We start from the raw sequence: 25,848 nt of genomic DNA on the forward strand, positions 1-25,848 counted from the left end.
AAGTGTTAAGTTAGGTGATTAACACTTACTTTTATGTCCGTTAAAGGCACTTATATGGATAAAAAATGATGGTTTATGAAGATTACCATTCTCAATCGTTTAACTCCCACTATCCTTTTGCCATTAGCCTTGCTAGGATCGGTTTTTTGTTTCTGCTAGGTACCTGTTTTGACCATTTCTGCTACTACTTTAAAAGACCATTTAAATGACGTGTTATATAAAGATCAATTCCGCTTAAAGCGCCGTATTGATGATTTACGTAATCTAAAAACACCCGAAAAAGTAGAAGCGAGTTTGACCAAAATAGCCGTTGATATTCAATTGTCAATGGATAAGCGTAAACAGCGTTTAGATAATCTACCTGAAGTGAGTTATCCAGACTTACCGGTTAGCCAGAAAAAAGATGAAATAGCCGAAGCGATTGCCAACAACCAAGTGGTTATTATTGCTGGTGAAACGGGTTCAGGTAAAACGACGCAAATTCCTAAAATCTGTTTAGAGTTAGGGCGTGGCGTTTCTGGTTTAATTGGTCATACGCAACCACGTCGTTTAGCAGCGAGAACGGTCGCCAATCGTATTGCAGATGAGCTTGATTCTGAGCTGGGTGAAACCGTTGGTTATCGTGTTCGTTTTACCGATAAAGTCAGCGATAAGTCTTACATTAAATTAATGACTGATGGGATTTTATTAGCCGAAATTCAAAATGACAGATTTTTAAGTCAATACGATACTATCATTATAGATGAAGCTCATGAACGTAGTTTAAATATCGATTTTTTAATGGGTTATTTAAAACGCCTATTACCTCGTCGTCCTGACCTTAAAGTTATTATTACCTCTGCGACCATCGATCCTGAGCGTTTTGCTAATCACTTTTCTGATAAACGTGGTAAACCAGCACCAATTATTGAAGTCTCTGGTCGTACTTTTCCAGTGGAAACCTTATATCGTCCATTAGATGAATATGCGGCAGGCGATCAAATAGAGGGGATTTTCCAAGCGGTAGATGAATTACAACGTTTAGGTCGTGGCGATATTCTTATCTTCATGAATGGTGAACGTGAAATTCGTGATACTGCAGACGCATTAACCAAACGTAAATTGCGTGATACTGAAGTCTTACCCTTGTTTGCGCGCTTGAGTGTGGCAGAACAAAATAAAATATTCCAAGGTCATCGAGGGCAACGCATTGTCCTAGCAACCAACGTTGCTGAAACGTCGTTAACTATTCCCGGTATTAAATATGTTATTGATACGGGTACTGTTCGTATTAGTCGTTACAGCTATCGCACTAAAGTACAACGCTTACCGATTGAAGCCATTTCACAGGCCAGTGCAAACCAGCGTAAAGGCCGTTGTGGTCGTGTTAGTGAAGGTGTGTGTATTCGTTTATACAGTGAAGAAGACTTTAATGGTCGCCCTGAATTTACTGACCCAGAAATACTTCGTACTAACTTATCGTCGGTTATTCTACAGATGTTATCGCTTGGCCTAGGTGAATTAAATAAATTCCCATTTGTAGAGCCACCAGAAGATCGCAATATTAAAGATGGTTTGAATCTGTTAGAAGAGTTAGGTGCAGTTAATTTAAAAGCTAAAGACCCACGAAAAAAATTGACAGGCTTAGGGCGTCAATTAGCTAAATTACCAGTAGATCCGCGCTTAGCTCGAATGATTTTAGCGGCAAAAGAATTTAACTGTGTCCACGAAGTAATGGTGATCAGTGCGGCCTTAAGTATTCAAGATCCGCGCGAACGTCCAATGGATAAACAACAAGCGTCCGATGAAAAACATCGTCGTTTTTATGATAAAGAATCTGACTTCATTACCTACGTCAATCTATGGAATTACATCAATGAACAGCGTGAAGAGTTAACCAATAACAACTTCCGTAAAATGTGTCAGAAAGATTTCTTAGCCTATATGCGCGTGCGTGAGTGGCAGGATATTTACACGCAAATTAAGCAAGTGACCGATGAGTTAGATATTAAAGTGAGCGATACTCCTTCGAGCTTTGATGCAATTCACCAAGCCCTATTAGCAGGTTTGTTATCACACATAGGTTTAAAGGATAAAGATGCGGAATACTTAGGAGCGCGCAACAGTAAATTCTATATGTTCCCTGGTTCTGGTTTATTTAAAAAACAGCCTAAATGGGGCATGTTTGCCGAATTAGTAGAAACCTCTAAATTATTTGCGCGTGTGGCTGCAAGAATTAAACCTGAGTGGGTTGAGAAGCAAGCACAACATTTAATTAAACGTAGTTATGCAGAGCCGCATTGGCAGAAGAAATCGGGTGTCGTAGGGGCCTTTGAAACACAAACGCTCTACGGTATTCCCATTGTCAGTAAACGCCGTGTTGTTTATACACAAATCGACCCTGTATTGTGTCGTGAACTGTTTATCCGTCATGCTTTGGTGGAAGGGGAGTTTGAAACTCGTCATCAATTCTTTAAAGATAACCAAGCATTATTAAATGATATTGAAGAGTTAGAGCATAAATCACGTCGTCGCGACATTTTAGTGGATGATGAAACCTTGTTCTTGTTTTACGATGAAATCGTACCGCAAACTGTCTGCAGTGCAAAACAGTTTGATAGCTGGTGGAATCGAGAAAAGAAACAACAACCTGATTTATTAAATTATCAGCGTGAACAAGTCATGGCGCATGATGCTGATAAAGTGACTGCTAATGCCTACCCTGATTTTTGGCAGCAAGGTGATTTCCGTTTAAAGCTAGAGTACGCTTTTGAACCGGGCACTAGTCAAGATGGTGTGACGGTGAACATCCCTTTAGCGCTATTAAATCAGGTTTCTGATCAAGGTTTTGATTGGCAAATTCCGGCCTTACGTGAAGAGTTATTGATTGCCTTAATTAAAACATTACCCAAAGCGATACGCCGTAATTTTGTTCCTGCACCTAATTATGCAGAAGCCGCTATGGCGAACTTAGTGCCTTTACAAGGCTCACTACTAGAAGCTTTCGAAAAACAGCTTTTACGCATGACAGGTGTGCGCATCCCCGAAGATTCTTGGGATGTAAATGCTTTGCCAACGCATTTACGTATTAAGTTTAATGTGGTTGATGACAAACAAAAAAGTGTTGCTGTGGGCACCGACCTCAAATTATTACAGCACGACCTAAAAGGTAAGGTAAAACAGACCTTATCTAACGTATCGAAACAAGGGATTGAGAAGTCTGACTTAGTAGAATGGGACTTTGGTAAATTACCTAAATCTTTCAAGAAAGATCATGGAGGTTACGAAGTAAAAGCGTATCCAGCGCTAGTGGATAAAAACAAAAGTGTCGCCATTGAGCTGTTTGATAGTGAAGATAAAGCACAACGATTTAACCAAGCTGGGGTACGCCGTTTAATTCTATTAAATGTGCCATCACCGATTAAATATCTACAACAAAGCTTGCCGAATAAAGCGAAGCTAGGCTTGTATTTCAATCCTTTTGGGCAAATTAAAGACTTAATCGATGACTGTATTAGTTGTGCTGTTGATGCCATTTTAGACGGTGAAGTTCACCCACAAGAAGCACCTGAATTTGAAGCTCAAAAAGAAAAAGTACGCGCAGAACTTGCAGATAAAACTTTACAAATTACCCAACAGGTTGAAGAGGTATTAACATTGGCACATGCGGTTAATAAACAGCTTAAAGGCAAAGCTGATTTAACCATGCTGGTGGCAAAGGGAGATATTAAGTCGCAACTAGAGCGTTTGATCTTCCCTGGTTTTGTTTGCCAAGTAGGTGAAGCGAAGTTAAATGATATTAAGCGTTATTTATTAGCCTTACAAAAACGTCTAGAGAAGCTGCCGGTTAATCCTAATCAAGACCGATTAAACACTATTGAGCTGCATGAACTGGAAGAGCGTTACCGTGCACTATGTAAGCAGTTATTAAGTAATGAAACGGAACATGAAGGTTTAGCTGAAGTGTATTGGATGATGGAAGAGTTACGGGTTTCGTTGTTTGCACAACAGTTAGGTACGCCTTACCCAGTGTCCGCTAAACGTGTGAGGTTGAAGTTGACGGAATTGAAAGGCTAAAGTTATTTAGATCATTCCCATGCTATGCGTGGGAGTGGTACTTAAAATGTTAATCTCGATTTACTTGTTTTTGATCGTCATATTCATCAATGTTGTTAGCAGTATCTACAACGGTTGGCGATTTTACTTTCTCTTTGTCAGCAGACAAACCTATGCTTGTAACAATTTTCCTAATTATCTACTCATCTATGCTTGTTAAAATGAATACTAGCTTGGTTATTTATGTTTAATTAAAACAACTAGTTAGTGCAATCAACTTCTTACTTTCATCGGTTTTTTCTACGCTTAAATAGATCATCTAATTCATCTGTTCATTGTTAAGGTAGCGCTGCGTATGTGCATCTCCGTGCTAGCCTCAACTAATCTAACCTTTATTAAAAATGGGCAATCACTTGGAAAGGTTTAATGGCGCGAAGTTGCAACCGCATGCGTCTCTAGTTAACTAAGGTCTTATTTCGAGTGGCATAATTACTTTGTCTTTCTTTTTATTTAGGAGTAAAAGCCAGTACACAAAAATAAACGCAGGTATGTTCATTAACAGCCCATACAGTAAAGGTATAGTCGCCAGTGCAGGTTGATGCATGATAGTGAAGGCAATCATCATCGCAGTACCTGCATTTTGAATGCCGACCTCTATCGCAATAGTTTTTCTATCTGTGTTGTTAACATTCAACTTGCCTGACATAAAATAGGCAATGATTAACGCCAAACTACACATAGTCACTACAGCAACACCCTGTAAAGAAAGCATCGCAGGAATAATCGTTAAGTTTGTCAAAACAAGTGCAGTAATCACTAATAACATCGCAATTGTTGATCCCTTTTTAACCAAAGGAATAGCCGACTGCGACCATTTATCGGCAAAATAACGAATACTCATACCAACTACTGTTGGAAGTAAGGTGACAACAGCGAGTTGTTTCATTGCTGGTAACAAAGGTAAATCAAAAAGTTGGTTATCTGCGCTACCGCTGTAATGGATGAAGCCAATAAAGGTTATCGGTAAAATGAGCGGTGATAACATACTAACGAGGCTTGTTAAGCAAACACTTAAGGCGAGGTTACCCTTAGCAAGAAAAGAAAATAAGTTTGAAGTCGCACCACCAGGACATAACGCCAATAAAAATAGCCCAGCTGCCGCCGTTTGATTAAGTGCAAAAACTTTACTAATAAATAGCGCTAATATCGGCAGTAAAAGTAGTTGTAGTAATAAACCAATCATCGCAGCTTTTGGTTCGGTTAATACTGCTTTAAAGTCTTTTATTTGTAAGCTTAACCCCATCCCTAACATTACCAACCCTAATACAACAGGTAACATAATTTGAGTAACAGCTTGTGCAATAATTGGTGTCATAAAACCCCTTAGTTCAGGAATAGCTTGATGGTATTGATATTAGCGGGAGTTTTGTAAGGAGGTTTTGATATGGCGCAGTATTTGTTGATAATGTATGGGGAATTACTTGTAACTCGTGCCTATGCTTTGCGTGGGAATGGAGTCTGAGAATATAATGGCAAGTTGTTTCTCTGTATTCATCAAATCAACTTGAAAAGTGATAGGTAGCCTATAAAGGGTAACTATAAGCTTCTACACCTTCTTTTTACACTTAAAGATGTTTAACTATTTTGTTCATAATTTTATAACGTTTATTGATTTATAAATATTTAATGAGGGTATTTTCGCAGTTATAGGTAATTTTTTTACTCAATATTGCTAACCGAAAGCCACCTTCATAGCGTTATTATTTTCTGTTTACGGATATATTTAAGCGACTAACAAGTCGCAGTGAGTCCCTAAAGGTGTCAACGGTCGTCTTTGTGAAAGTTATCTGCTGACTTGAGTTGGTATGATAGATAGTTAAGCTATTTATAATTTTAGTGTTTAATACGGATAGTACTATTTTTAAATCATGTTGTTCATTACATGCTAACCACATAATTCTATTTTCACTTTTAAATTAACTAAATTAAAAGAAAAGGTTAAATGCCCTATAGATTGTTAACTTGTGCGATAGTATGCATTAAGAATAGTCATCACATTAAATAAGTGCATTACTATAGAATGACACAAATGAGGAACTTTCCTATGGATATAACTGCACCTGATACTTGGTTATCTGGGTTTAAACAACACTGTAAAAATCATCCCTATCTTATTCTCGCGTTGATTGCTTCGGTTATTTTAATCACATTAATGATCTTACATTCTATTAATGCGAATAATCAGGCCTATGTTAAATATGCTTTATTAGGTGGTACTGCTGGGTTTGTTGCTACTGCTGTTGGGACCCTACCTGCATTATTCATTAAAGAGATCCCGCGCAAACTCTCTGATGCCATGCTTGGTTTTGCTGCTGGCATGATGTTAGCTGCTTCTGCTTTTTCATTATTGCTACCCGGTATTGAAGCGGCTATTGATTTTACTGGAAGTACTTTCTTAGGGGGCATGATTGTATTATTCGGTATGATTATTGGTGTTGCTTTAATGATGGGGTTAGATGAATTTGTACCTCATGAACACATGGATACAGGGCCTTGTGGTGCAGGACATGAAGCCTGCAGCCGCGCTTGGTTGTTTGTATTTGCTATTGCATTACATAATTTCCCTGAAGGTATGGCGATTGGTGTTGGTTATGCGCAAGGTGACTTGTCTGTTGGTGTGCCTCTAACAACGGCTATTGCATTACAAGATATTCCTGAAGGGTTGGCCGTCGCATTAACCTTACGCGCCACTGGTTTTAATACTGGCTTTTCTGTTTTGATTGCAATGGCGACTGGGTTATTAGAGCCGTTAGGTTCATTATTGGGGGTGAGTTTAGCTGGGGGATTTATTGTCGCGTATCCAATTGGTTTGGGGTTAGCAGGAGCGGCGATGCTGTTTGTTGTTTCCAATGAAGTTATTCCAGAAACACACAGTAATGGTAATAAAACAGTTGCGACTATAGGGTTGATGATTGGTTTTGCGCTAATGATGTTATTAGATACCACCCTAGGTTAAGCCTTTACACTCCGTTCACTGTCTTTTCTCATACCTCTTTTTGAAGTCAAGGGTATTAACTTGCCAAAATGAATCTCTTACTGTTCAACTTCTAAAAGTTGACTAATATTAATACTGTTCAATTTCATGCTTGGTTACAATATCCACTAATTTAATGAGGTTAATGGTTTTTTCATTATAGTTTTTGTTTTTCATTTAAGGCATTACATTTCGTGACCTTGATCTAAATTATCCATGGAATGCTATCTTTTAACCTTAATACTCAAAAATTAGTACTTTTTTGTTGTAAGTATGATTATTATGTGAAGTTAAAGTACATATGTTATAGGGAAATAGGTATGTCTGATATTGTAGAATCGGCATCTACAACAAAAAAGTACATTTGGGTGTTGGTTATCACTTGTATAGCATCAGTTCTTATCATTTTGATCCACCTTTATTTCTCTGTGCAGTTTGGTCAGCTACCAAGTATTTTGATACTGTTCACCGTCATATTAGCTAGTCTATTTTGTATGCTATTGCTTGATGAGCAACAGCATCGTTTATCTCTTAAAGTCGTCAATAATATACTTCAGAATATCACTGATTTTGTGGTGATAAAGGATGAGGAGGGGCGTTTTGTTTATGGTAATAAGAGCGTTGCTGAACTTTACGGGACTACTGAATCAGAGTTAGTTGGTAAAATTGATCATGATTTCACTGGTAACCTTGAGCAATCTGAAGCTATTTTAAACAATACAAAGTCAGTATTAAAGAAATTTGAAACAGTAGAAACTTTTGATGTTTCTATGGATATTAAAGAAAATAAAACTCACCATTTCCATTCTATTAAAATTCCATTTTACAATACAAAAAATCAATTACGATTATTTGTTATTTCAAAAGATGTCACTGATATTATCCAATTAAAAGAGGAGTCAGAAAAAAATAAATCTCGATTGCAACATGTTCTAGGTGTGTCGGAGGAAGGTTTATGGGAGTGGAATCCACAAACGGGTGAAGTGGCCTATAACGAAAACTGGGAAGAGATGTCTGGTCTTTACGGAGATCAACAAACCTTTGAGGAATATGAAAAATGTATTCTTGAAGAGGACAAAGCCGCAGTATTTGATGCGATTACGGCATTATTGACTGATGATATTACTTTAAATATTAAATATCGTTTAAAACGACCTGACGGCAAAATTGTTTGGATATGGGATCGAGGTCGGATTGCTGAGCGAGATAAAGATAATAACCCCACCCTGGTCGTTGGACTTGCGCTTGATATAACCCAAGAAAAACTTAATCAGCAACGAATTCATGAGTTAGCTTATCACGACCAGTTAACCGGATTGTACAACCGTACTCAGTTTGAATTGCATTTACATGAGACTGTAAAACAGAGTCAGCAACAAAATAGGTATAGCGCCTTACTATTTCTAGATATCGATAAGTTTAAGTTGCTCAACGATAGTTATGGGCACTATATGGGGGATAAGCTTTTGTCGATTATAGCTGAAAAGCTATTACGCAATAGACAGGGCAATGAACTAATCTCTCGGTTTGGGGGAGATGAGTTTGTGGTAATTCTCCCGCTTATCGAAAGGCACTTAAATGCCGCAACTGCTTATACGACTAATTATGCTAATCAATTAATAAAGGTGTTGTCTGAAGCGGTTTCCTTGAAGAGTGATTTGCAAGATATTGACATCGAATATGAAGTAACGGCAAGCATGGGGGGGGTTATTTTTAACTCCAATGAGCTTCATGAAAATAAAGTATTGCAGCTAGCAGATATGGCGTTATATAGAGCAAAAGCTAACGGTGGTAACGAAGCTGTCATTCTAGATCCACAGACACAACATGACTTAAATCATAGCGGTGAATTACAAAAAGCGATGCGTCAATCTATCGATGATCATGAATTTTGTATTTATTTACAACCTAAATACTCTAACGAGCATAAAATTATCGGAGCAGAAGCACTGGTCCGTTGGCAACATCCTACTCTAGGCTTATTACTTCCTTATGATTTTATTAATATGGCTGAAGAGAGCAATTTAATTGTCCCTATTGGTATGGAAGTACTTGAACAAGCTTGTAAACAATTGCAAAAGTGGCAAGCTTCACCAAGCACAGCGGCGTTAACTATTGCGGTGAATTTAAGTGCAAAACAAATTTGGCAAAAAGATTTTGCTGAGAAGATTATCGAGGTTGTTAACCTTTATCATATTGATGCTAGCAAATTAATTATGGAAGTCACGGAGTCTATTTTTCTTAAGGATATTAAAGCTGCCACAAATAAGTTGAATAAACTTAAAGCCATTGGTATTTCAGTTTCGTTAGATGACTTTGGTACTGGCTTCTCATCCCTAAGCTACTTAAGAGACCTGCCTATAGATGAAATTAAAATTGACCGCTCTTTTATGAAAGATATTCATAATGACAAAAATGCATTAATGATGGTTAAGTCTATTGTTAATCTGGCTGATAACTTTAACTTAAAAGTTGTCACTGAAGGTGTTGAAAAAAAAGAACAATTGGATTTGTTGACCGAACTTGGTTTAGCCATCTTCCAAGGTTTCTATTTCAGCAAACCGATTCCTGCAAAGGAGTTAGATAAGTTAATTGATACAGTTAACCATTGATTAAACAGGTTACTGTCACTTGCTTTTAACTTTTAAACAGTTTTTTGGTTACTCGAATGGATGTTAAGTACCAGGGGGAAGTGGAAATAAACAGCCTAATAAGTAAGCATTGTTAGGCTGTTAGAAAGTGATGTATTTAGTGTTAAAAGAGCATGTTAGCCCACTTTTAGGGGGTAGAACTTATAAACTTTCAGTAAAAGTACGCGTTAATACATCTTGCTGTTGCTCTGGTGTTAATGAGTTGAAGCGCACTGCATAACCTGATACGCGAATGGTTAATTGCGGGTATTTTTCAGGGTGCTTAATCGCATCTTCTAATGTTTCACGGCGTAATACATTAACGTTTAAGTGTTGACCACCTTCCTGCGCTGCTGGCGCTTCAATAGCTACTTCTTTGTATTGAATATCACCTAGTTCAGCCAAAGATATAATTTGATCTTCTGCATATGTATTATCTTTTACACATAGGCAACGAGCTTGTGCATTTTCTTGATCTAATAACCAGAATGAATTTAATAATGCCGCGTTATCTGCTTGTGTAATTTGGATACCTAAAGCCATAATATTTCCCTTAATTTTGTTTAATGAATATGCCAGTTAAATTTACTGTTCATAACTGCTGATTAATTAATCTATTAATGATTATAGGGCTGGTTTTAAGGGATGTACAACACTATTCACCTACTTTATTTAAGGATTATTTGTATGTAAATTGAGCTGCATCAAGGAAGTTTACTAACTGTTTGTTTTTTATAAAAATCTTATGTTATTTAAATGTGAACAAATAAAGTTAATATTTAACAATAGCTTATATGTTATATTGTGCTTATAACATTTAGATAAACAGCAGGTGATTATGTCTTGGTCAGATTTTATAGCAGAACAACAACAGCAAACTTACTTCAATAAACTACAGCGATTTATTGATCAACAAGTTGACCAGGGAAAAACCATTTATCCATCTGAAAAAGATCGTTTTAATGCTTTTTTATTAACTGACTTAGACAAGGTTAAAGTAGTTATTCTAGGTCAGGATCCTTATCACGGAGCAGGGCAAGCGCATGGTCTAAGTTTTTCTGTTAAGCCCGGTATTAAACTACCGCCTTCTTTACGTAATATATACAAAGAGTTGGCCGATGACCTTGCTTGGGATGAACTACCAAGTGACGGTGATTTGAGCCATTGGGCAACACAAGGTGTATTGTTATTGAATACCGTGTTAACGGTAGAAGAGTCCAATGCGGGTAGCCATGCAAAGCAAGGTTGGGAAATATTTACAGATAATGTAATACAGCATATCAATGAACAAACTGAAGGCGTGGTTTTTTTATTATGGGGAAGCCATGCGATTAAAAAGTCGAGCATGATTGATCAACAAAAACACCATGTATTAACCGCTGTTCATCCATCACCTTTATCAGCTTATCGTGGATTTTTTGGCTGTAAACATTTTTCACAAACTAATAAGTTATTATCTGATCAAAATAAAAAGCCTATTAATTGGTAAAAATTGGTTGTTGGTTTTTTAATCGATTATTTATTGATGTGGCGCATAAGTTAACTCCGTCAATGTGTTTATTATTTATCAATACATTCATTAACAGGTGAAGTGACATGATTAATCGTATTCATAAAGATCATATTAATATTATGCAGTTATTGAAGGTGGTTGAGAATAAGGTAGCGATGCTAAAGATTGATGGCAATATTGATTATCAATTATTAAAATCGATTACCGATTATCTTAAAAGTTACGCAGATAAATATCATCACCCAATGGAAGATCTGATCTACGCTTATTACTTAAAATACAGAGTGGTATCAGATCAAGTAGCCAATCGTTTGGAAGAAGACCACCAGCAATTAAGTGAGTTAACAACGGAGCTAGACGATATGTTAAGTATGATATTACTAGATGCGATTATCCCTAAAGATATTTTTATAGAAAAGCTTGAAACTTTTGTTAATAAACAAAAACAGCATTTAAGTTATGAAGAGTTATCTATATTGCCCGCAATCCAAGCGAGTCTTACCCCTGATGATTGGGCGCATTTAAGTTTACAATGGAAACAAAAAGAATATAGTGATCCATTGTTTGGTGACAGTATCAGTGATCGCTTTAAAACCTTATCCGAATATATTAATAGTAATACTGTTAATTAGTAGGTCCCTTATTGTTCAAAATTGAGGTAACAGAGCCCTTATCCATATGCATCACACTAGTCTCAATGATGATTAGTTCTGCAAATCATTCAGTATGACTGATCATCATTAAATACTTTTCTTTTTCAAAAAAACTGGCACTATTCGCATTCACTCCTTATCGCGATAAAAAGAGACCTTTTTATTCTCTCCAATCAAAGACGCAGTGTTGTTAGCTTAATTAAATCGACAATACGTTTTAGCTAGCATTATTTTAACAAGTAAAATAGACCAGTTAATTAGTGTAACTGGTGTTATTCATTTATTTAATAAGGGCACCGCTTTGTTAGCGTTAAAAAATGTCAGTCAGTTTTCTGAAAATAACTTTAATGATGATTCTTTATTTGCATTAATTGCACAGGGAATTGAATCCAATGGTTACAGTATTCTACCAACTGCATTACCTGAAGCATTAACTGAAACGTTGTTTACTCACCAACAACTGATGGAAGCAGATAAATTTAAAAATGCTGGAATAGGGCGTGGTAAAGAGTATTTAAAAAATGAATTTGTGAGAACCGATGCAATTAGTTGGATCACAGGTGAAACCGAAGCTGGAAAAGATTGGTTAAACTGGGTTGCAGGATTACAAAGTTATTTAAATCGTCGTTTGTTTTTAGGTTTATTCTCATTTGAAAGTCACTTTGCTCATTACAGCCCTGGTGATTATTACAAACGCCATTATGATGCATTTAAAGGTGAGTCGAATCGTGTTTTATCATTGATTGTTTACTTTAACAGTCACTGGCTGCCAAACGATGGCGGTGAATTAGTGTTATATCAGGATCAACATGACCAAGTTGGTACAAAAGTCGTGCCATTAATGGGGACTATTGTGGCTTTTCTTAGTGAAGAGTTTCCACATGAGGTACTGGCTGCGAACCGTGATCGATATTCTATTGCTGGTTGGTTCAGGGTGAATACTTCGGTTACTGACCGAGTTGACCCTCCGCGTTAGTATTTTAAAAGTGGCATTAAAAGTAGTCAGCGGGGGAGGCTGACTATTTTTACAATGCCAAGTAAAGTTAACTGGAAAATAGGATTACGCTAGTTTTTTTAGCTCATTAATAATATCTTCTGGCTCAGAGCGAACGCGGTAATCAACGTCTACAAAACGCCATACTGCAGTGCCTTCTTTATCTAATATATAGGTTGCTGGGATCGGCATGATATTAGCGTTACCGTTATTGATTTTTTCAATGTCTAGATGACGATCAACCTTCATATGTTCTAATACAAAGTCTGGTACTTTCCACGCTACACCAAATTGTGCTGCAACATCTGCATTTTGATCTGACAATACTTCGAAAGTCATTTCATTGATCTCATTTTTAGTTAATGAGTTATCAGGTACTTCTGGACTGATGGCTACTAATTGAGCTCCCAGTCCATTGATTTGTTCTAAACGTGACTGTAAGGCTCTTAATTGCAGGTTACAGTAAGGGCACCAACTACCACGATAAAAAGTAACAATAACCGGGCCTTTTGCTAATAAGTCATCTAATGAGGTTAATTTTCCTTGCTGGTTTGGTAAGGTAAAACGCGGTGCTTTATCCCCTAGTTTGAGTGCATTACTACCTTCTTTGAATGATTTAGCTTCCTTGATAACGTCATCAATCCCTCTCATAAATTCAGGGTTACCTTTACGGCCTGCTGCAATTTTAGCATCAGTTTGTTCTCTTAATGTTGTCATCTTTTTTTCCTAATCAGCTGATGGAAGTTAAGGGGGAGCTCTTTTATTTAAGGGTTAGAAAATAAAAGAACAAGTGTTCAATAACCTATCAGGAAGTGTTATAAAAAACAACGTTACTATCATGCCAATCACGCTAATTAATCGTTTTAGTTTATTTGTTAAACTCAGTTATTTTCTCTGCACAAAATTTAGCACTCTTATCTAATATAATTGGTATTATTCAATCTCATTTATACTGAGCTATTAAATATGGATGAATAGCCTTGTTAATCAAGGTGATAACGATTAAAGGATTAAGTATGTCATTTGAATCTGCAATTACATTTTTTATTGCAATCTTTATTTTTGGTATTACACCGGGCCCAGGTGTCTTTGCCGTTTTAGCTAGAGCAATGGTCAGCGGTCCTAAAAGCACGGTAATGTTGATTTTAGGTATGATAGCCAGTGATGTGCTTTATCTTATTTTAGTGTGTTTAGGGTTAGCTGCTATTGCAACTAATTGGTCGGAAGTGTTTATTGCTATTCGTTATATAGGTGCTGGTTATCTGATCTACCTCGGTTATCAGATGTTTAATGCTTTGCCTCCATTGCAAGGTAATATGAAAATAGAAGGGGATGTTGTGAAAAATCCTGCGCTTTTTTCTGGTTTTATACAAGGGTTCCTCATTTCAGTGTCTAATCCGAAAGTTATCCTATTCTATATTTCATTTTTACCGACTTTTATTAATTTAAATGTGCTGACCTCTTCGGATATTTTGTTAGTGTCAGTACTTTCTGCATTTGCTTTGTTTGCAGGGTTAATACTAATTGCAATTGGTGCGAGTCGAATGGCTAATTTGTTAAAAACACCAAGTGCTCATAAAAAATTAAATCGAGTAGCAGGGAGTATTATGATATTGGCGGGATTGTACTTGGTATTGAGGTAAGAAAAACATTAGTTAATGTGTCAGTGATAAGTGTATTACCTGTGTAATAGACGGGTAATACACTTACTGCTACTATTTCTCCATTAACAGTTTAACTGCCAAGCCAATCAATACTACCCCTGTTAAACGTTCCATCATCAGTTGTGTTTTTCCTCCATCGAAACGTTTCTTAGCAGCGACAATCATACGGCTAATAAAGGCTTGCCAACAAAGTGCAATCACGAAATGAATGGCTGCCATCAATAATGATTGCATGAAAGCAGAGTACTCTGGGTTAATGAATTGCGGTAAAAAGGCTAAGTAAAATATGGCTGTTTTTGGATTTAATGCATTCGACAGTAAACCTTCTCGAAAGCTTCTTGTTGCTTTAAAACTACCTTGGCTACCGAATTTTTCAGGATCTTTAGCTGAAGCAAAGAAGCTGTGTCTTAAACCTTGAATTCCTAAATACAGGATATACAGGGCACCAATCATCTTCACGGCTTGGAATAATTGTGGTGATTGTGAAAGTAATAATGAGATACCAACGGCAGATAAGGTGGCATGGAAGAATAAGCCAAAACAGATTCCAACATTTGTCACAAATCCATCCTTTTCTCCACCTCGAGTGGTATTGCGAATGACTAATGCGGTGTCCAGTCCTGGAGTCAGGGTTAAGATAGTAATGGCGATCAGAAAAGCTTCAATATGTAAGATTGGCATTGGCGGTCCATTTTTCTGGTGTTGTTTTTAGTTATCAAAAAGCTAACATCTTAATGAGTAGATGCAGCATCCATGTTGAATTTATTCGTTGGCAGGCAACGGTTTAATATAAAACTGAATATCAGGTAGGTCAATATAATATCAAGTACTGTATTGAAATGATGTTGTTAGAATAAATTGAACGTTATAATGAAAAATGACAGATACTTAAATCCATATGGCTAAGTATCTGTGCTTAATGTCAGAGCAGTAGCTAAATAGTGGTTTGTTATTGCCAGTAACTTTCCATCCAGCTTTCTAAAATCAACGCGGCGGATACACTATCTACTTTGCCTTTTTCTAAGGCTTTATAACCACCTCGCTCAAAAATAAATTCTTTGGCACTCGCAGTAGTTAAACGCTCATCTTGAAATGCGACTTTGGCACCAAAACGCCCAGATAGTCGGTTACCAAACTTCTTTGCTCTTTGGGTAATTGGTTGCTCTGTACCATCCATATTTAAGGGTAAACCAACAACAATAAGGTCGGGTTTCCATTCTTTAATGACATGTTCAACAGTGTCCCAATTAGGAATGCCATCATTGGCTTTAATTGCTGCGAGAGGTTGAGCGGTAGCAGTGATCATTTGTCCTGTTGCAACACCGATACTTTTGGTACCAAAGTCAAACCCCAACAGGGCATTAGGGGCTTTTGTTTCTGTTGTCATTATGCGTGGCCTATTTCGCTACTTAATTGTAATGGGTCTACGCCTAATTTTTGTAAGGAGCTAGCCCAGCGTTGTTCTGCAGGTGTATTGAAGATGATGTCATGTTCAAAGTTAATGGTAAGCCACTGATTTTTAACCATCTCTTCTTCTAATTGTCCTGAATCCCAACTGGCATAACCTAGAGTGACCATATAGTTAGTGGGCTCATGAGTTGTGCCTAAAGATGACAACACTGTATTTGAGTTAGACATCATTAAGTGCTCATTCAGTACGGTGCTTTGTGCGCCAGTATCACTGGTTGGGCTATGCAATACAAAGCCTCTATCCATATCTAATGGACCACCTAAAAACACGGGTTTTTTAAGAGGCGGATTTGGTTCATGGTCAATGCTTTCAGCATTTTTTAATAACTCTTGTACGGTTAGTTTAACGGGGTAGTTGATAATAAAACCCATTGCCCCTAACTCGTCATGTTCACAGATATAAACTACTGATTGTTTGAAGTAAGGATCTGTTAAAGAAGGCATCGCAATCAAAAAATGGTTTTTTAAAGAAGCAATCACTTCCGTTTGCGTATTTTCATCGGTAAGTTTAATTTCAGCATCAACAGAAGATACCTCCAATAAAGGATCAACCTCTGGATCGGAAAAAGGGGGTTTTGTTTTATCGATAGTCATATGCTTCTCCATGAATTTTGAATACATTGACAATATCTTCTGTGTTTAGACTATAACAATGTATTCAAATTAATAGGGATTTTTAGGTCTATTTAAGCACCTTTTACACGCTTCTCAATGGCATCCATTAATTTGCCACTGATGTTAGTACCATAAGCGTTGTCAATCTCTTGGATACACGTTGGGCTTGTTACATTGATTTCAGTGACTTTATCACCAATGACGTCTAAACCAACAAAGATTAAGCCTTTCTCTTTTAACTTAGGCCCGATGGTATTTGCAATATGCCAATCTGATTCAGATAATGGCTGTGCTACACCTCGACCGCCAGCTGCTAAGTTACCACGTGTTTCACCTTTTGCTGGAATACGTGCTAATGCATAAGGCATTGGTTCACCGTCAACGATCAAGATACGTTTATCACCGTCTTTGATTTCAGGGATAAATGCTTGTGCCATACAATAACGTTGTTGATGCTCGGTTAGTGTCTCGATGATTACACCTACGTTGCTGTCATTTTCTTTAATACGGAAAATAGATGCGCCACCCATTCCATCTAATGGTTTTAGGATAACGTCTTTGTGCTTAGCGTGAAATTCACGAATTTTTTCAGCACTGCGTGTCACTAAGGTAATTGGTGTGAATTCACTGAACCAAGCGGTAAACAGCTTTTCATTGGCATCACGAAGACTTTGTGGTTTGTTAACGATTAAACAACCCTCATCTTCTGCGCGCTCTAATAGATAAGTGGCATAGATATATTCGGTATCAAAAGGTGGATCTTTACGCATTAATACGGCGTCTAAATCAGATAATGGATGCGTTACTGATTCTTCTAATTGATAAAAATCACCTTCTTTACGTTGAACAGTTAGTTTTTTGCTAGTTGCAAAACAGCGACCGTTTTCTAGGTGTAAATCTTTCATTTCTAAATAGTATAATTCCCAACCACGTGATTGAGCTTCTAATAACATCGCAAAACTTGAGTCTTTTTTAATATTAACGTCAGCGATGGGATCCATCACGATACCAATTTTAATGGTCATATAATTTCCTATTGATAATAAATTAAGCTAAATCGCCAAAACGACATTGTAATGCAGTAATCGCAGTTAATGCCGCTGTTTCAGTACGTAAAACTCGAGGCCCTAATAATGTTTCTGTAAATGCTAAGGTCTCTGTTAGGGTGATTTCTTCGTCACTAAATCCACCTTCAGGACCAATCAATAAACGTACATGCTGGATATCGTCGGGTAATGTATTCATTGAATATTTAGCACGTGGATGTAGGGTTAACTTACAGCAATCGACAGGCTCTTCACTCCACTCTGTTAAGGATACAACAGGATGGATTGTAGGGACGATATTTCTACCTGATTGTTCACAGGCCGCAATGGCTATTTTTTGCCACTGTTGTTGTTTTTTCGCCATACGTTCAGCATTTAATTTAACACCGCAACGTTCACTGACTAATGGCGTTATTTCGTTTACCCCTAACTCTACTGCTTTTTGTACCACAAACTCCATTCTGTCACCACGAGAGATAACTTGCCCTAAATGTAAATACAGAGGACTTTCATTATCAGTTGCTTGGAATGCGTTTATTTGCGCTTTACAACTTCGCTTTTGTACCTCAGTAAGTTGTGCTGAAAACTGTCCACCTTGTCCATTAAACAAAGTAACTTGATCGCCTTGGTTAAGACGCAAAACACGAATATGTTGAGCAGCATCATCAGAAAGTGTAATGATGCTGTTTTCTGCTAACGGTTGTGGTTCATAAAAACGAGGGTTGCGCATAACGGGTCTTTTTTGTTGTAAATAATAGCTAGTATAGCGCGAAAACTTTCTATGTCGCCATCGATGAAAGGTTAATTATTCCTATTTAATACAAGCTTTTAGTCTATTCGCTGATTTTTGCCGCAGTGAACCTTAACGCTCGCGTTTTTAATATGCTTTCCTTAATACCAATTGTTGGCAAGATATGGGATACTTTTGCTCTTTTATTTTCTGTGTAAAGTCTGGGAACTTGATATGTCTAACTCTAAGTTAAAAAGTATTACCACTGATCCGAAACGTGGCGTTTATTTCATTGGTACTACACCTCCAAAAAAAGATACTGATTTAGAGCTGGTTTCTGGCATTGCAGATAAATTGTTAGGGCGTTTAGATGAGATAGAATATGACGGTTTAATCGTTTACGATATTCAAGATGAAACATCTCGTACTGATAAACCCCGCCCATTTCCTTTTAAATATACTCATGATTCGCGTTTATATTCGAAATTATTACACGATAAAGTAAATAAACCCGTTATTACCTATAAAAGTGTATCGCAACGTGATGCTGCTGATTTTACTGCGTGGTTATCTGATGCTTGGCATCAATTTTCAGTGCGTGATTTGGTATTAGTTGGCTCTCCTTCATCAGAAGGGGACATTAAACTGTCTTTGAATGATGCTTATAAAACGCTTGAAGACCATCCTCAAGATTTTTATTTAGGTGGTGTGACGATTGCTGAGCGCCATGTTGCTAAGGGGAATGAACACCTTCGTTTACGTAATAAGCAAGACCAAGGTTGTGAGTACTTTATTACCCAAGCGGTATACAATGCGCAAGCGACTATTGATCTATTAACTCGTTATGCAAGTGAATGTAAGCAACAAGGTATTCAACCAAAACGTGTTATTTTAACTTTTTCTCCATGTGGCAGCGCTAAAACCTTAGAGTTTATCGAGTGGTTAGGGATTTCTGTACCGGAAGCAACATCATTGCGTATTTTAGCGTCGGATAACCCGTTAAAAGAATCACTACAAATCAGTCGTAATAACTTTGAGCAAATATTACAGGCGGTATTACCCTTAAATATTCCGCTCGGATTAAACATCGAAAGTTTAACCAATCGCAAAGAAGAGATAGATGCTGCTATATTATTATTCAAACTTCTTAAAGCCACGTTAGATCTAAAACTGGCTGAATCTCAACTATAGGTCGAGTACACCATGAGCTTGTCGAAGGAAGCACAAACGGAATTGACACGGGTAGCCGTGTTTGCAGGACAGATTTTACATCAACATGGTGCTGAAAGCCGCCTGATTGAACAAACCACACAACGCATTGGTTTGGCGCTAGGTGCAGATAATATAGAGTTATCTGTTAGTCCTGATGCCATTGTCATTACCAGTTTGTCGGACGGTCATTGTGTCACTACCACAAGACGTTGCTTTGATCGTGGTATTAATATGCAAATGGTTTGTGAAGTTCAGCGTATTTGTGTGATGGCTGAAAAGCAGCTATTGGATGTGAGAGATGTAAAAAAGCGTTTAAAACGTTTAATTCCGTTCAAGCATAACCGCTGGCTGGTGGTATTAATGATTGGCTTTTCATGTGCAAGTTTTAGCCACTTTTTCGGCGGTGACCGTGCAGCTTACTGGGTTACTTTTGTAGCTGCTGCTCTTGCTATGATCCTCCGTCAAGAGCTCGCTCATCGACATCATAATCCCTTTGTTAATTTTGCTGCTGCGGCTTTTGTTGCAACGACTATCACCAGTTTTGGGGTGATCTTTGAAGCTGGTGAGAACCCACAAATTGCAATGGCAGCGAGTGTATTACTATTGGTGCCTGGTTTTCCCTTAATTAACTCAGTGTCAGATATGCTCAAAGGGCATATTAATATGGGCATAGCACGTTGGGTGTTTGCGACACTATTAGCCATTAGTGTATCCATTGGTATCGTCGCTTCGATGACACTAGTGGGTGTGTCAGGGTGGACTAGCTAATGATTGAATTACTTTATCTGTTATTAGAAGATGCATGGTTTGCCTGGATACCTGCAGTCGGTTTTGCAATGGTGTTTAATGTACCGCGTCATATGTTAATTTACTGCGCTATCGGTGGTGCTTTAACGCATAGTTCGCGTTTTCTATTAATGCATTACGGTGTACCAATTGAATGGGCGACTTTTATTGTTTCTGCGAATATGGGGTTCTTAGGTCTGTATTGGTCACGTAAACACCTTATTCCAAGACCAGTTTTTACAGTTGCTTCGGTTATTCCGATGATCCCCGGTAGTTATGCTTTTACCGCAATGATTGCTTTAGTTGAAATCAATACTACGGGTTATAGTTTAGGGTTAATGCAATTGGTGATGGAAAATGGCTTACGCACTTTATTTATCCTAACCGCGTTAAGTTTTGGTTTGGCATTACCGTCTATTCTTATCTACCGTGGTCGACCTATTGTTTAATCTAGCGTTGCTTATAGATTAGGCTAGATTGGTATTAATAATACTGTACACTGTCGGCAAAATGCATGTGCTGAGTATATGCGTAACAGATTAAGCGTGAATAAAGAATAAAATAACAAAGGTTAAATATGTCAGATAAGTTTTTCTTCAAAGGTAAAAAAGAGAAGAAGCCAAAACATTCAAGTTATGGTTTTAATACAAAGCGTGCTGTAAAAGCGGGAACTGAAGAGTTACCGTTGCAGGTGATTGTAAACAGCGAAGCGCGCAGTGAAGAGATTCAAGCTTTAGCTAAGCAACATCAATTAGTTGTTACAGTTACGGTCGATGCTGAGCAAGCAGAAAATACTACTGAGTTAGATGTATTAATTAATAAGCCTGTGACTACACGTTTTGAAAAGAAACCTGCACGTAACGAGCCATGTGTTTGTGGCAGTGGTAAAAAATTCAAGAAATGTTGTGGTGCTTAGATCCTAAGGTTGACATCGCCTTTTACATAAAACGAGCTCCTAGGAGCTCGTTTTTGTTTTCTATGGTGGGTAGGGAAGTTTTAACCTTGCTCTAATAAACGTCTTAAGTCGATTAATGCTGCATTTGCTCGTGACACGTAATTTGCCATCACTAATGAATGGTTCGCTAGAAAACCAAAGCCGCTACCGTTTAATACCATTGGGCTCCATACTGCTTGTTGAGTACCTTCTAAGTCACGGATGATCTGTTTTAAGCTCACTGTCGCATTCTTTTTCTCTAATACATCAGCAAAATCAATTTGAACCGCTTTTAAAAAGTGCAGTATAGCCCAAGTTGAGCCGCGGCTTTCATAAAATACATCATCAATTTTAAACCAGCTAGTTTGAATTTTTAACTCTTCAGAGGTTCTTGTTGATTGCTTAGCTGTGGTGTCACCTGCTAAGTTGGTATCAAAAATATCATTACCGACGCTGGCACTCAAATTTTGTGAAATAGAGCCTAAGCGCTTTTCAATTTCTCGTAACCAATCACTTAAATTATCTGCTCGTGTATAAAATTGTGCTTCTGTTTCATCTTCGGCACTTAGACGAGTACGGTAACGAGCAAAGGCTTTTATTGCATCTTTATATTCGCTTTCAGCACTAGGTAGCACCCAATTTTTATGTGAAATATTCATTTTATTTTGTGCTGTTTCAAGGTCTTTATCACCCGTTGATTGTGACTGTGAACGACTGAAGTCTAAACGCATCACTAACGCTAAATCACGAACTTGCTCTAACACACCATATTCAAATGCGGGCATATTATCCATTAGTAACCCTGGAGGAATAACATCATTTGATAATAAGCCTCCAGGTTTATCCACTAACCACTCAGCCATATCAATTAAGGTAGTGACAGTGGCATAACCTGGTACTAATTCAACATTTTCTGCTTGTGCTGTTTCCTGAACACGCGATTTAACATTATAAGATGATGGCATCCAGCCCCACCAAATAGACAGTAACCAAGAGATAAAAATAATAATGATTAATAAAGGGATGGCAGATTTTTTTAGCGCAGTAAGCATTATAGGCTTCCTATTTCAGTAATAACTATAGTATGACTGTAGCATAACCTGAGTAATAATTATCCTTTGTAGATAATAAATAGCCTCTACACTGGATAAGAAAAGCGAGTTAACACAGTTATTTATACAGATTTCTGATTACAACCAACCGTATTGCCTAATAAATGATTTAACTATCTGACTTTAGAAAGCCTGGTTTCCGTTAAGCTGAGCTCAGGTTAATTAAATAGATGAATTCTAAAACTTTATTGTTAAACTAACGCTTTACAGGTTATTTATATATTCACTTTATATTTTGGGCGTTACATGAAAATTTCAATGATAGTAGCAATGGCTGAAGATCGCGTAATTGGTTTAGACAACGATATGCCTTGGCATTTACCTGCTGATTTACAGCACTTTAAAAAAACTACCTTAGGTAAGCCAGTGATCATGGGCAGAAAAACCTATGACTCAATTGGTCGTGCTCTTCCGGGGCGCTTAAATATTGTGGTATCAAGAGATGTAAACCTGAGTATCGAAGGCGTAACTTGTGTGTCTACTGTAGAGCAGGCAATTGCTGCTGCTGAAGGCAGTGATGAGGTGATGATTATTGGTGGTGCAACCATTTATGAACACTTTCTTGCAAGTGCGAATCGTTTATACCTGACTTTGATTGACTTAAAAACTAAGGGGGATACGCATTTCCCTGATTATTTAGCACAAGGTCAGTGGCAAAAGGTGAGTAGTGAGCATTATGCCGCTGATGAAAAAAATGCCCATAATTTAGAATTTTTGACTTTGGATAGAGTATAACTCAGAGCTAAATGGTGAAGTTTAAATAGACTTAGATTATTTAGACCGTTTGAGTTTAACCATAAACAGGGCAGGATAGAGAGAACATTTTTTTATCTTGCCAACGTATCATCGACAAACTATTTCCCCATACACATCCTGTATCTAACGGATAAATGTCTGGTTGTTGTGTTTTACCTAATAGAGCAGCCCAGTGTCCAAATAAGATCGGCTTTTTATGCTTACGTGGCGTAATATCAAACCAAGGCTTTAACTGGCTGTCTTGAACTTCACTAGGTGAACGTTTATTTTGAAACTCTAATTCGCCATCAATAGTACAGTAACGCATGCGGGTGAATACATTAACAATAAAACGCATTCTTTCAACACCTTGTAACGACTTACTCCAACGTGTGGGGTGATTACCGTACATATCTTTCAGCATGGTTTTATAATTATCACCATGTAATTGTGCTTCAACTTCTTTAGCAAGTTTCTTGGCTTTTTTAATGCTCCAAGCAGGCAATATACCGGCATGAACCATGATGAATTTGTGCTCAGGATGTTGCAGTAAAAGTGGTTGTTGTCTTAACCAGGTAAGCAGCTCTTGCCCATCATCGGCAGCCACAATTTCTGCTGTTTTATCTTTTTCTTTAAACGGGTGAATACCTAAGGCGGTGGCTAACAGGTGCAAGTCGTGATTCCCAAGAATCACTTTTGCGCCTATTTTCTTTATGTAACGTAAGGTTTGCAGTGATTTAGGACCTCGCGCCACTAAATCACCGGTTACCCATAGTTCATCCTGCTGAGTATCAAATTCTGCCAATTTAAGTAGCTGACGCAATTCGTCGTAACAGCCTTGAATATCGCCAACTATATAGGTTGCCATAATAACTTAGTCTTGTTGACGGTCAAAAACGTAGTTAGCAACACGTACATACTCTTCTACTGAAATATTTTCTGCACGGCTACCAATATTGATATCTAAACTGGTTAGTTCTTCAGCAGTAAGGATTTCACGCCAGCCATTACGTACCGTTTTACGACGTTGGTTAAAGGCCATTGAGCATACTTGGTTTAAGACTTTGATACTTTTAGCAATAAATGGTGGTGTGTCGTAAGGCTCTAAACGTACTACTGCAGAGTCTACTTTAGGGGCTGGTTTAAATGCTGTTGGTGGCACTTCTAGCACTGGAATAACATTGCAGTAATATTGTGCCATTACACTTAAACGGCCATAAGCTTTACAGTCAGGACCTGCACATAAACGGTTAACTACTTCTTTTTGTAACATGAAGTGCATGTCTGAAATTTTGTCTGCAAACTCAAACAAGTGGAACATTAACGGTGTAGATATATTGTAAGGTAAGTTACCAAATACACGTAGCTGCTTGTCACCTTGTACTAATTGACCAAAGTCGAAACGCATAGCATCGGCTTGAGTAATTTTTAGTTTATCGCGTAGGGTTGGGTGCTCTTCTAATCGTGCTGCCAAATCACGATCTAATTCGACGACGTTTAAGCAATTTACTTTACGTGCAACGGGCTCTGTTAAAGCACCTAAACCGGGACCAATTTCTACAATATTGTCTTCTGCCTGTGGTGCAATAGCCGCAACAATCGAATCGATGATGTAATCATCATGTAAGAAGTTTTGTCCAAAACGTTTACGGGCAGTATGGCCTAGGTGGGTTTTATCATTCATTTTTTAGTTAACCTTGTTGATGTTACTTTGGACCATGGTAATTGCTTCATTGACTGCACATAATAAACTACCTGAGTCGGCTTTTCCTGTTCCTGCTAAATCTAATGCGGTGCCGTGATCAACCGATGTACGGATGAAAGGTAGGCCTAGTGTAATATTCACTGATTGACCAAAGCCTTTGTACTTAAGTACCGGTAACCCTTGGTCATGGTACATGGCTAATACAGCATCTGCATCTTGTAAGTATTTTTCTTGAAAGAGGGTATCGGCTGGGAGTGGACCTACTAAGTTAATGCCTTTTGCTCGAATATTATCTAAAGCAGGCTCAATGATGTCGATCTCTTCTCTACCCATATGCCCACCTTCACCAGCATGTGGGTTCAATCCACATACATAGATAGTTGGGTTTTGTATTGCATATTTGTTTTTTAATTCAGCGTTTAAGATACTGATAATATTATCTAGCAATGGCTCTGTGATCGCAGCAGGCACTGCCGATAACGGCAAGTGAGTTGTTGCAAGTGCAACTCGTAAGCCTGTGGTTGCTAACATCATTACCACTAAATCTACACCTGCTTGCTCAGCAAAAAACTCTGTATGGCCACTGAATGCAACGCCAGCATCGTTAATAATGCCTTTATGGACCGGTGCAGTGACTACCGCAGCAAATTCACCATTTAAACAACCTTGGCTAGCAAAGCGTAATGTTTCCAATACGTAAGCACCATTCTCTACGTTTAATTGGCCTGCTACAACAGTTGCTGGGGCTTCTATATGTGCTACTGTAAGTTGTCCAACAGCTGGGGATGCCTGTTGTCCGTCGCGTTGATACTCAACGAAGTTAATCTGTTTGTTGAGTAGCGTAGCACGGGATTTTAGTAAGTTTAAATCAGCACAAATCACTAACTCTACCGGCCATACTTGGTCGGCAAGTTGTAAAATTAAATCAGGGCCTATGCCGCCTGGTTCACCAGCGGTTACTACAATACGTGGTAACATAT

24 protein-coding genes are annotated in these 25,848 nt (G+C 37.9%); 12 read left to right on the forward strand and 12 right to left on the reverse strand.

Going from position 1 to position 25,848, the window contains the following annotated elements:
- The first annotated feature begins 168 nt into the window (after positions 1-168).
- Complete coding sequence (gene hrpA, locus AC0L3W_RS02500; protein WP_409439749.1) at positions 169-4,056, forward strand: ATP-dependent RNA helicase HrpA; 3,888 nt, start codon at positions 169-171, stop codon at positions 4,054-4,056.
- Positions 4,057-4,498: 442 nt separating this feature from the next.
- Here hrpA and AC0L3W_RS02505 read toward each other — a convergent pair whose 3' ends face one another.
- Entirely contained in the window at positions 4,499-5,410 is a 912-nt protein-coding gene (locus AC0L3W_RS02505) for a bile acid:sodium symporter family protein (RefSeq protein ID WP_290038531.1), read from the reverse strand.
- Positions 5,411-6,139: 729 nt separating this feature from the next.
- Here AC0L3W_RS02505 and AC0L3W_RS02510 point away from each other — a divergent pair.
- Positions 6,140-7,051, forward strand: a complete 912-nt coding sequence (locus AC0L3W_RS02510) for a ZIP family metal transporter (protein ID WP_290038530.1) — start codon at positions 6,140-6,142, stop codon at positions 7,049-7,051.
- A 338-nt stretch (positions 7,052-7,389) separates the two neighbouring features.
- Positions 7,390-9,681, forward strand: coding sequence for an EAL domain-containing protein (locus tag AC0L3W_RS02515; protein ID WP_409439748.1), 2,292 nt, complete (start codon positions 7,390-7,392; stop codon positions 9,679-9,681).
- Between the two features lie 180 nt (positions 9,682-9,861).
- Here the strand turns inward: AC0L3W_RS02515 and grcA are convergent, their stop codons facing one another.
- On the reverse strand, positions 9,862-10,242 hold the full coding sequence (gene grcA, locus AC0L3W_RS02520; protein WP_290038527.1) for an autonomous glycyl radical cofactor GrcA: 381 nt from the start codon (positions 10,240-10,242) through the stop codon (positions 9,862-9,864).
- A 292-nt stretch (positions 10,243-10,534) separates the two neighbouring features.
- On the opposite strand from grcA, the gene ung reads away from it, so the two are divergent.
- From ung to AC0L3W_RS02535, 3 genes are all read left to right on the forward strand, one after another.
- Positions 10,535-11,188, forward strand: a complete 654-nt coding sequence (gene ung / locus AC0L3W_RS02525; protein ID WP_417697589.1) for a uracil-DNA glycosylase — start codon at positions 10,535-10,537, stop codon at positions 11,186-11,188.
- A 107-nt stretch (positions 11,189-11,295) separates the two neighbouring features.
- Positions 11,296-11,844, forward strand: coding sequence for a hemerythrin domain-containing protein (locus AC0L3W_RS02530; RefSeq protein WP_290038526.1), 549 nt, complete (start codon positions 11,296-11,298; stop codon positions 11,842-11,844).
- Between the two features lie 322 nt (positions 11,845-12,166).
- Positions 12,167-12,841 carry a 2OG-Fe(II) oxygenase gene (locus AC0L3W_RS02535; RefSeq protein ID WP_290038524.1) on the forward strand — a complete coding sequence of 225 codons (675 nt, stop codon included), beginning with the start codon at positions 12,167-12,169 and terminating at the stop codon, positions 12,839-12,841.
- An 84-nt stretch (positions 12,842-12,925) separates the two neighbouring features.
- Here the strand turns inward: AC0L3W_RS02535 and AC0L3W_RS02540 are convergent, their stop codons facing one another.
- A complete protein-coding gene (locus tag AC0L3W_RS02540) occupies positions 12,926-13,576 on the reverse strand; it encodes a peroxiredoxin-like family protein (protein ID WP_409439746.1) in 651 nt (216 codons plus the stop codon).
- A gap of 299 nt (positions 13,577-13,875) precedes the next feature.
- Here AC0L3W_RS02540 and AC0L3W_RS02545 point away from each other — a divergent pair, with 299 nt between their 5' ends.
- Positions 13,876-14,502, forward strand: a complete 627-nt coding sequence (locus tag AC0L3W_RS02545) for a LysE family translocator (protein WP_409439745.1) — start codon at positions 13,876-13,878, stop codon at positions 14,500-14,502.
- A 72-nt stretch (positions 14,503-14,574) separates the two neighbouring features.
- Here AC0L3W_RS02545 and AC0L3W_RS02550 read toward each other — a convergent pair whose 3' ends face one another.
- The 5 genes from AC0L3W_RS02550 to rsmE form a co-directional block, all read right to left on the reverse strand.
- Positions 14,575-15,204 carry a LysE family translocator gene (locus AC0L3W_RS02550; protein ID WP_290038520.1) on the reverse strand — a complete coding sequence of 210 codons (630 nt, stop codon included), beginning with the start codon at positions 15,202-15,204 and terminating at the stop codon, positions 14,575-14,577.
- A 268-nt stretch (positions 15,205-15,472) separates the two neighbouring features.
- Entirely contained in the window at positions 15,473-15,910 is a 438-nt protein-coding gene (gene ruvX, locus AC0L3W_RS02555) for a Holliday junction resolvase RuvX (RefSeq protein WP_290038519.1), read from the reverse strand.
- The gene (locus AC0L3W_RS02560) at positions 15,910-16,587 is read right to left on the reverse strand and encodes a YqgE/AlgH family protein (protein WP_409439744.1); all 678 of its coding nucleotides are present in this window, start codon (positions 16,585-16,587) and stop codon (positions 15,910-15,912) included. Before AC0L3W_RS02560 ends, ruvX begins: the two co-directional genes overlap by 1 nt.
- Positions 16,588-16,679: 92 nt before the next feature.
- On the reverse strand, positions 16,680-17,633 hold the full coding sequence (gene gshB / locus AC0L3W_RS02565) for a glutathione synthase (RefSeq protein WP_290038517.1): 954 nt from the start codon (positions 17,631-17,633) through the stop codon (positions 16,680-16,682).
- A gap of 22 nt (positions 17,634-17,655) precedes the next feature.
- Positions 17,656-18,384, reverse strand: a complete 729-nt coding sequence (gene rsmE, locus AC0L3W_RS02570; protein ID WP_409439743.1) for a 16S rRNA (uracil(1498)-N(3))-methyltransferase — start codon at positions 18,382-18,384, stop codon at positions 17,656-17,658.
- Positions 18,385-18,618: 234 nt separating this feature from the next.
- On the opposite strand from rsmE, the gene AC0L3W_RS02575 reads away from it, so the two are divergent.
- The 4 genes from AC0L3W_RS02575 (at position 18,619) to AC0L3W_RS02590 (ending at position 21,298) form a co-directional block, all read left to right on the forward strand.
- Entirely contained in the window at positions 18,619-19,575 is a 957-nt protein-coding gene (locus AC0L3W_RS02575) for a methylenetetrahydrofolate reductase (protein ID WP_290038514.1), read from the forward strand.
- 12 nt (positions 19,576-19,587) lie between these two features.
- Positions 19,588-20,364 carry a threonine/serine exporter family protein gene (locus AC0L3W_RS02580; protein WP_290038512.1) on the forward strand — a complete coding sequence of 259 codons (777 nt, stop codon included), beginning with the start codon at positions 19,588-19,590 and terminating at the stop codon, positions 20,362-20,364.
- A complete protein-coding gene (locus AC0L3W_RS02585) occupies positions 20,364-20,831 on the forward strand; it encodes a threonine/serine exporter family protein (protein WP_409439742.1) in 468 nt (155 codons plus the stop codon). Before AC0L3W_RS02580 ends, AC0L3W_RS02585 begins: the two co-directional genes overlap by 1 nt.
- Positions 20,832-20,959: 128 nt before the next feature.
- Positions 20,960-21,298, forward strand: coding sequence for a PBPRA1643 family SWIM/SEC-C metal-binding motif protein (locus tag AC0L3W_RS02590; RefSeq protein WP_290038509.1), 339 nt, complete (start codon positions 20,960-20,962; stop codon positions 21,296-21,298).
- Between the two features lie 80 nt (positions 21,299-21,378).
- Here AC0L3W_RS02590 and AC0L3W_RS02595 read toward each other — a convergent pair whose 3' ends face one another.
- A complete protein-coding gene (locus AC0L3W_RS02595) occupies positions 21,379-22,371 on the reverse strand; it encodes a DUF2333 family protein (protein WP_409440428.1) in 993 nt (330 codons plus the stop codon).
- A gap of 303 nt (positions 22,372-22,674) precedes the next feature.
- Between AC0L3W_RS02595 and folA the strand changes: the two genes are divergently transcribed.
- Positions 22,675-23,163 (forward strand): type 3 dihydrofolate reductase, encoded by a 489-nt coding sequence (gene folA / locus AC0L3W_RS02600; protein WP_409439741.1) that lies wholly within the window; start codon positions 22,675-22,677, stop codon positions 23,161-23,163.
- Positions 23,164-23,218: 55 nt separating this feature from the next.
- On the opposite strand, the gene AC0L3W_RS02605 is transcribed toward folA, so the two are convergent.
- The 3 genes from AC0L3W_RS02605 to pdxA are packed head-to-tail and all read right to left on the reverse strand — an operon-like array spanning position 23,219 to position 25,846.
- Positions 23,219-24,031, reverse strand: a complete 813-nt coding sequence (locus AC0L3W_RS02605) for a symmetrical bis(5'-nucleosyl)-tetraphosphatase (protein WP_290038505.1) — start codon at positions 24,029-24,031, stop codon at positions 23,219-23,221.
- 6 nt (positions 24,032-24,037) lie between these two features.
- Positions 24,038-24,847, reverse strand: a complete 810-nt coding sequence (gene rsmA / locus AC0L3W_RS02610; protein ID WP_290038503.1) for a 16S rRNA (adenine(1518)-N(6)/adenine(1519)-N(6))-dimethyltransferase RsmA — start codon at positions 24,845-24,847, stop codon at positions 24,038-24,040.
- 3 nt (positions 24,848-24,850) lie between these two features.
- The gene (gene pdxA / locus AC0L3W_RS02615; RefSeq protein WP_409439740.1) at positions 24,851-25,846 is read right to left on the reverse strand and encodes a 4-hydroxythreonine-4-phosphate dehydrogenase PdxA; all 996 of its coding nucleotides are present in this window, start codon (positions 25,844-25,846) and stop codon (positions 24,851-24,853) included.
- Positions 25,847-25,848: the final 2 nt, after the last annotated feature.

Source organism: Psychromonas sp. KJ10-5 (assembly GCF_055808325.1).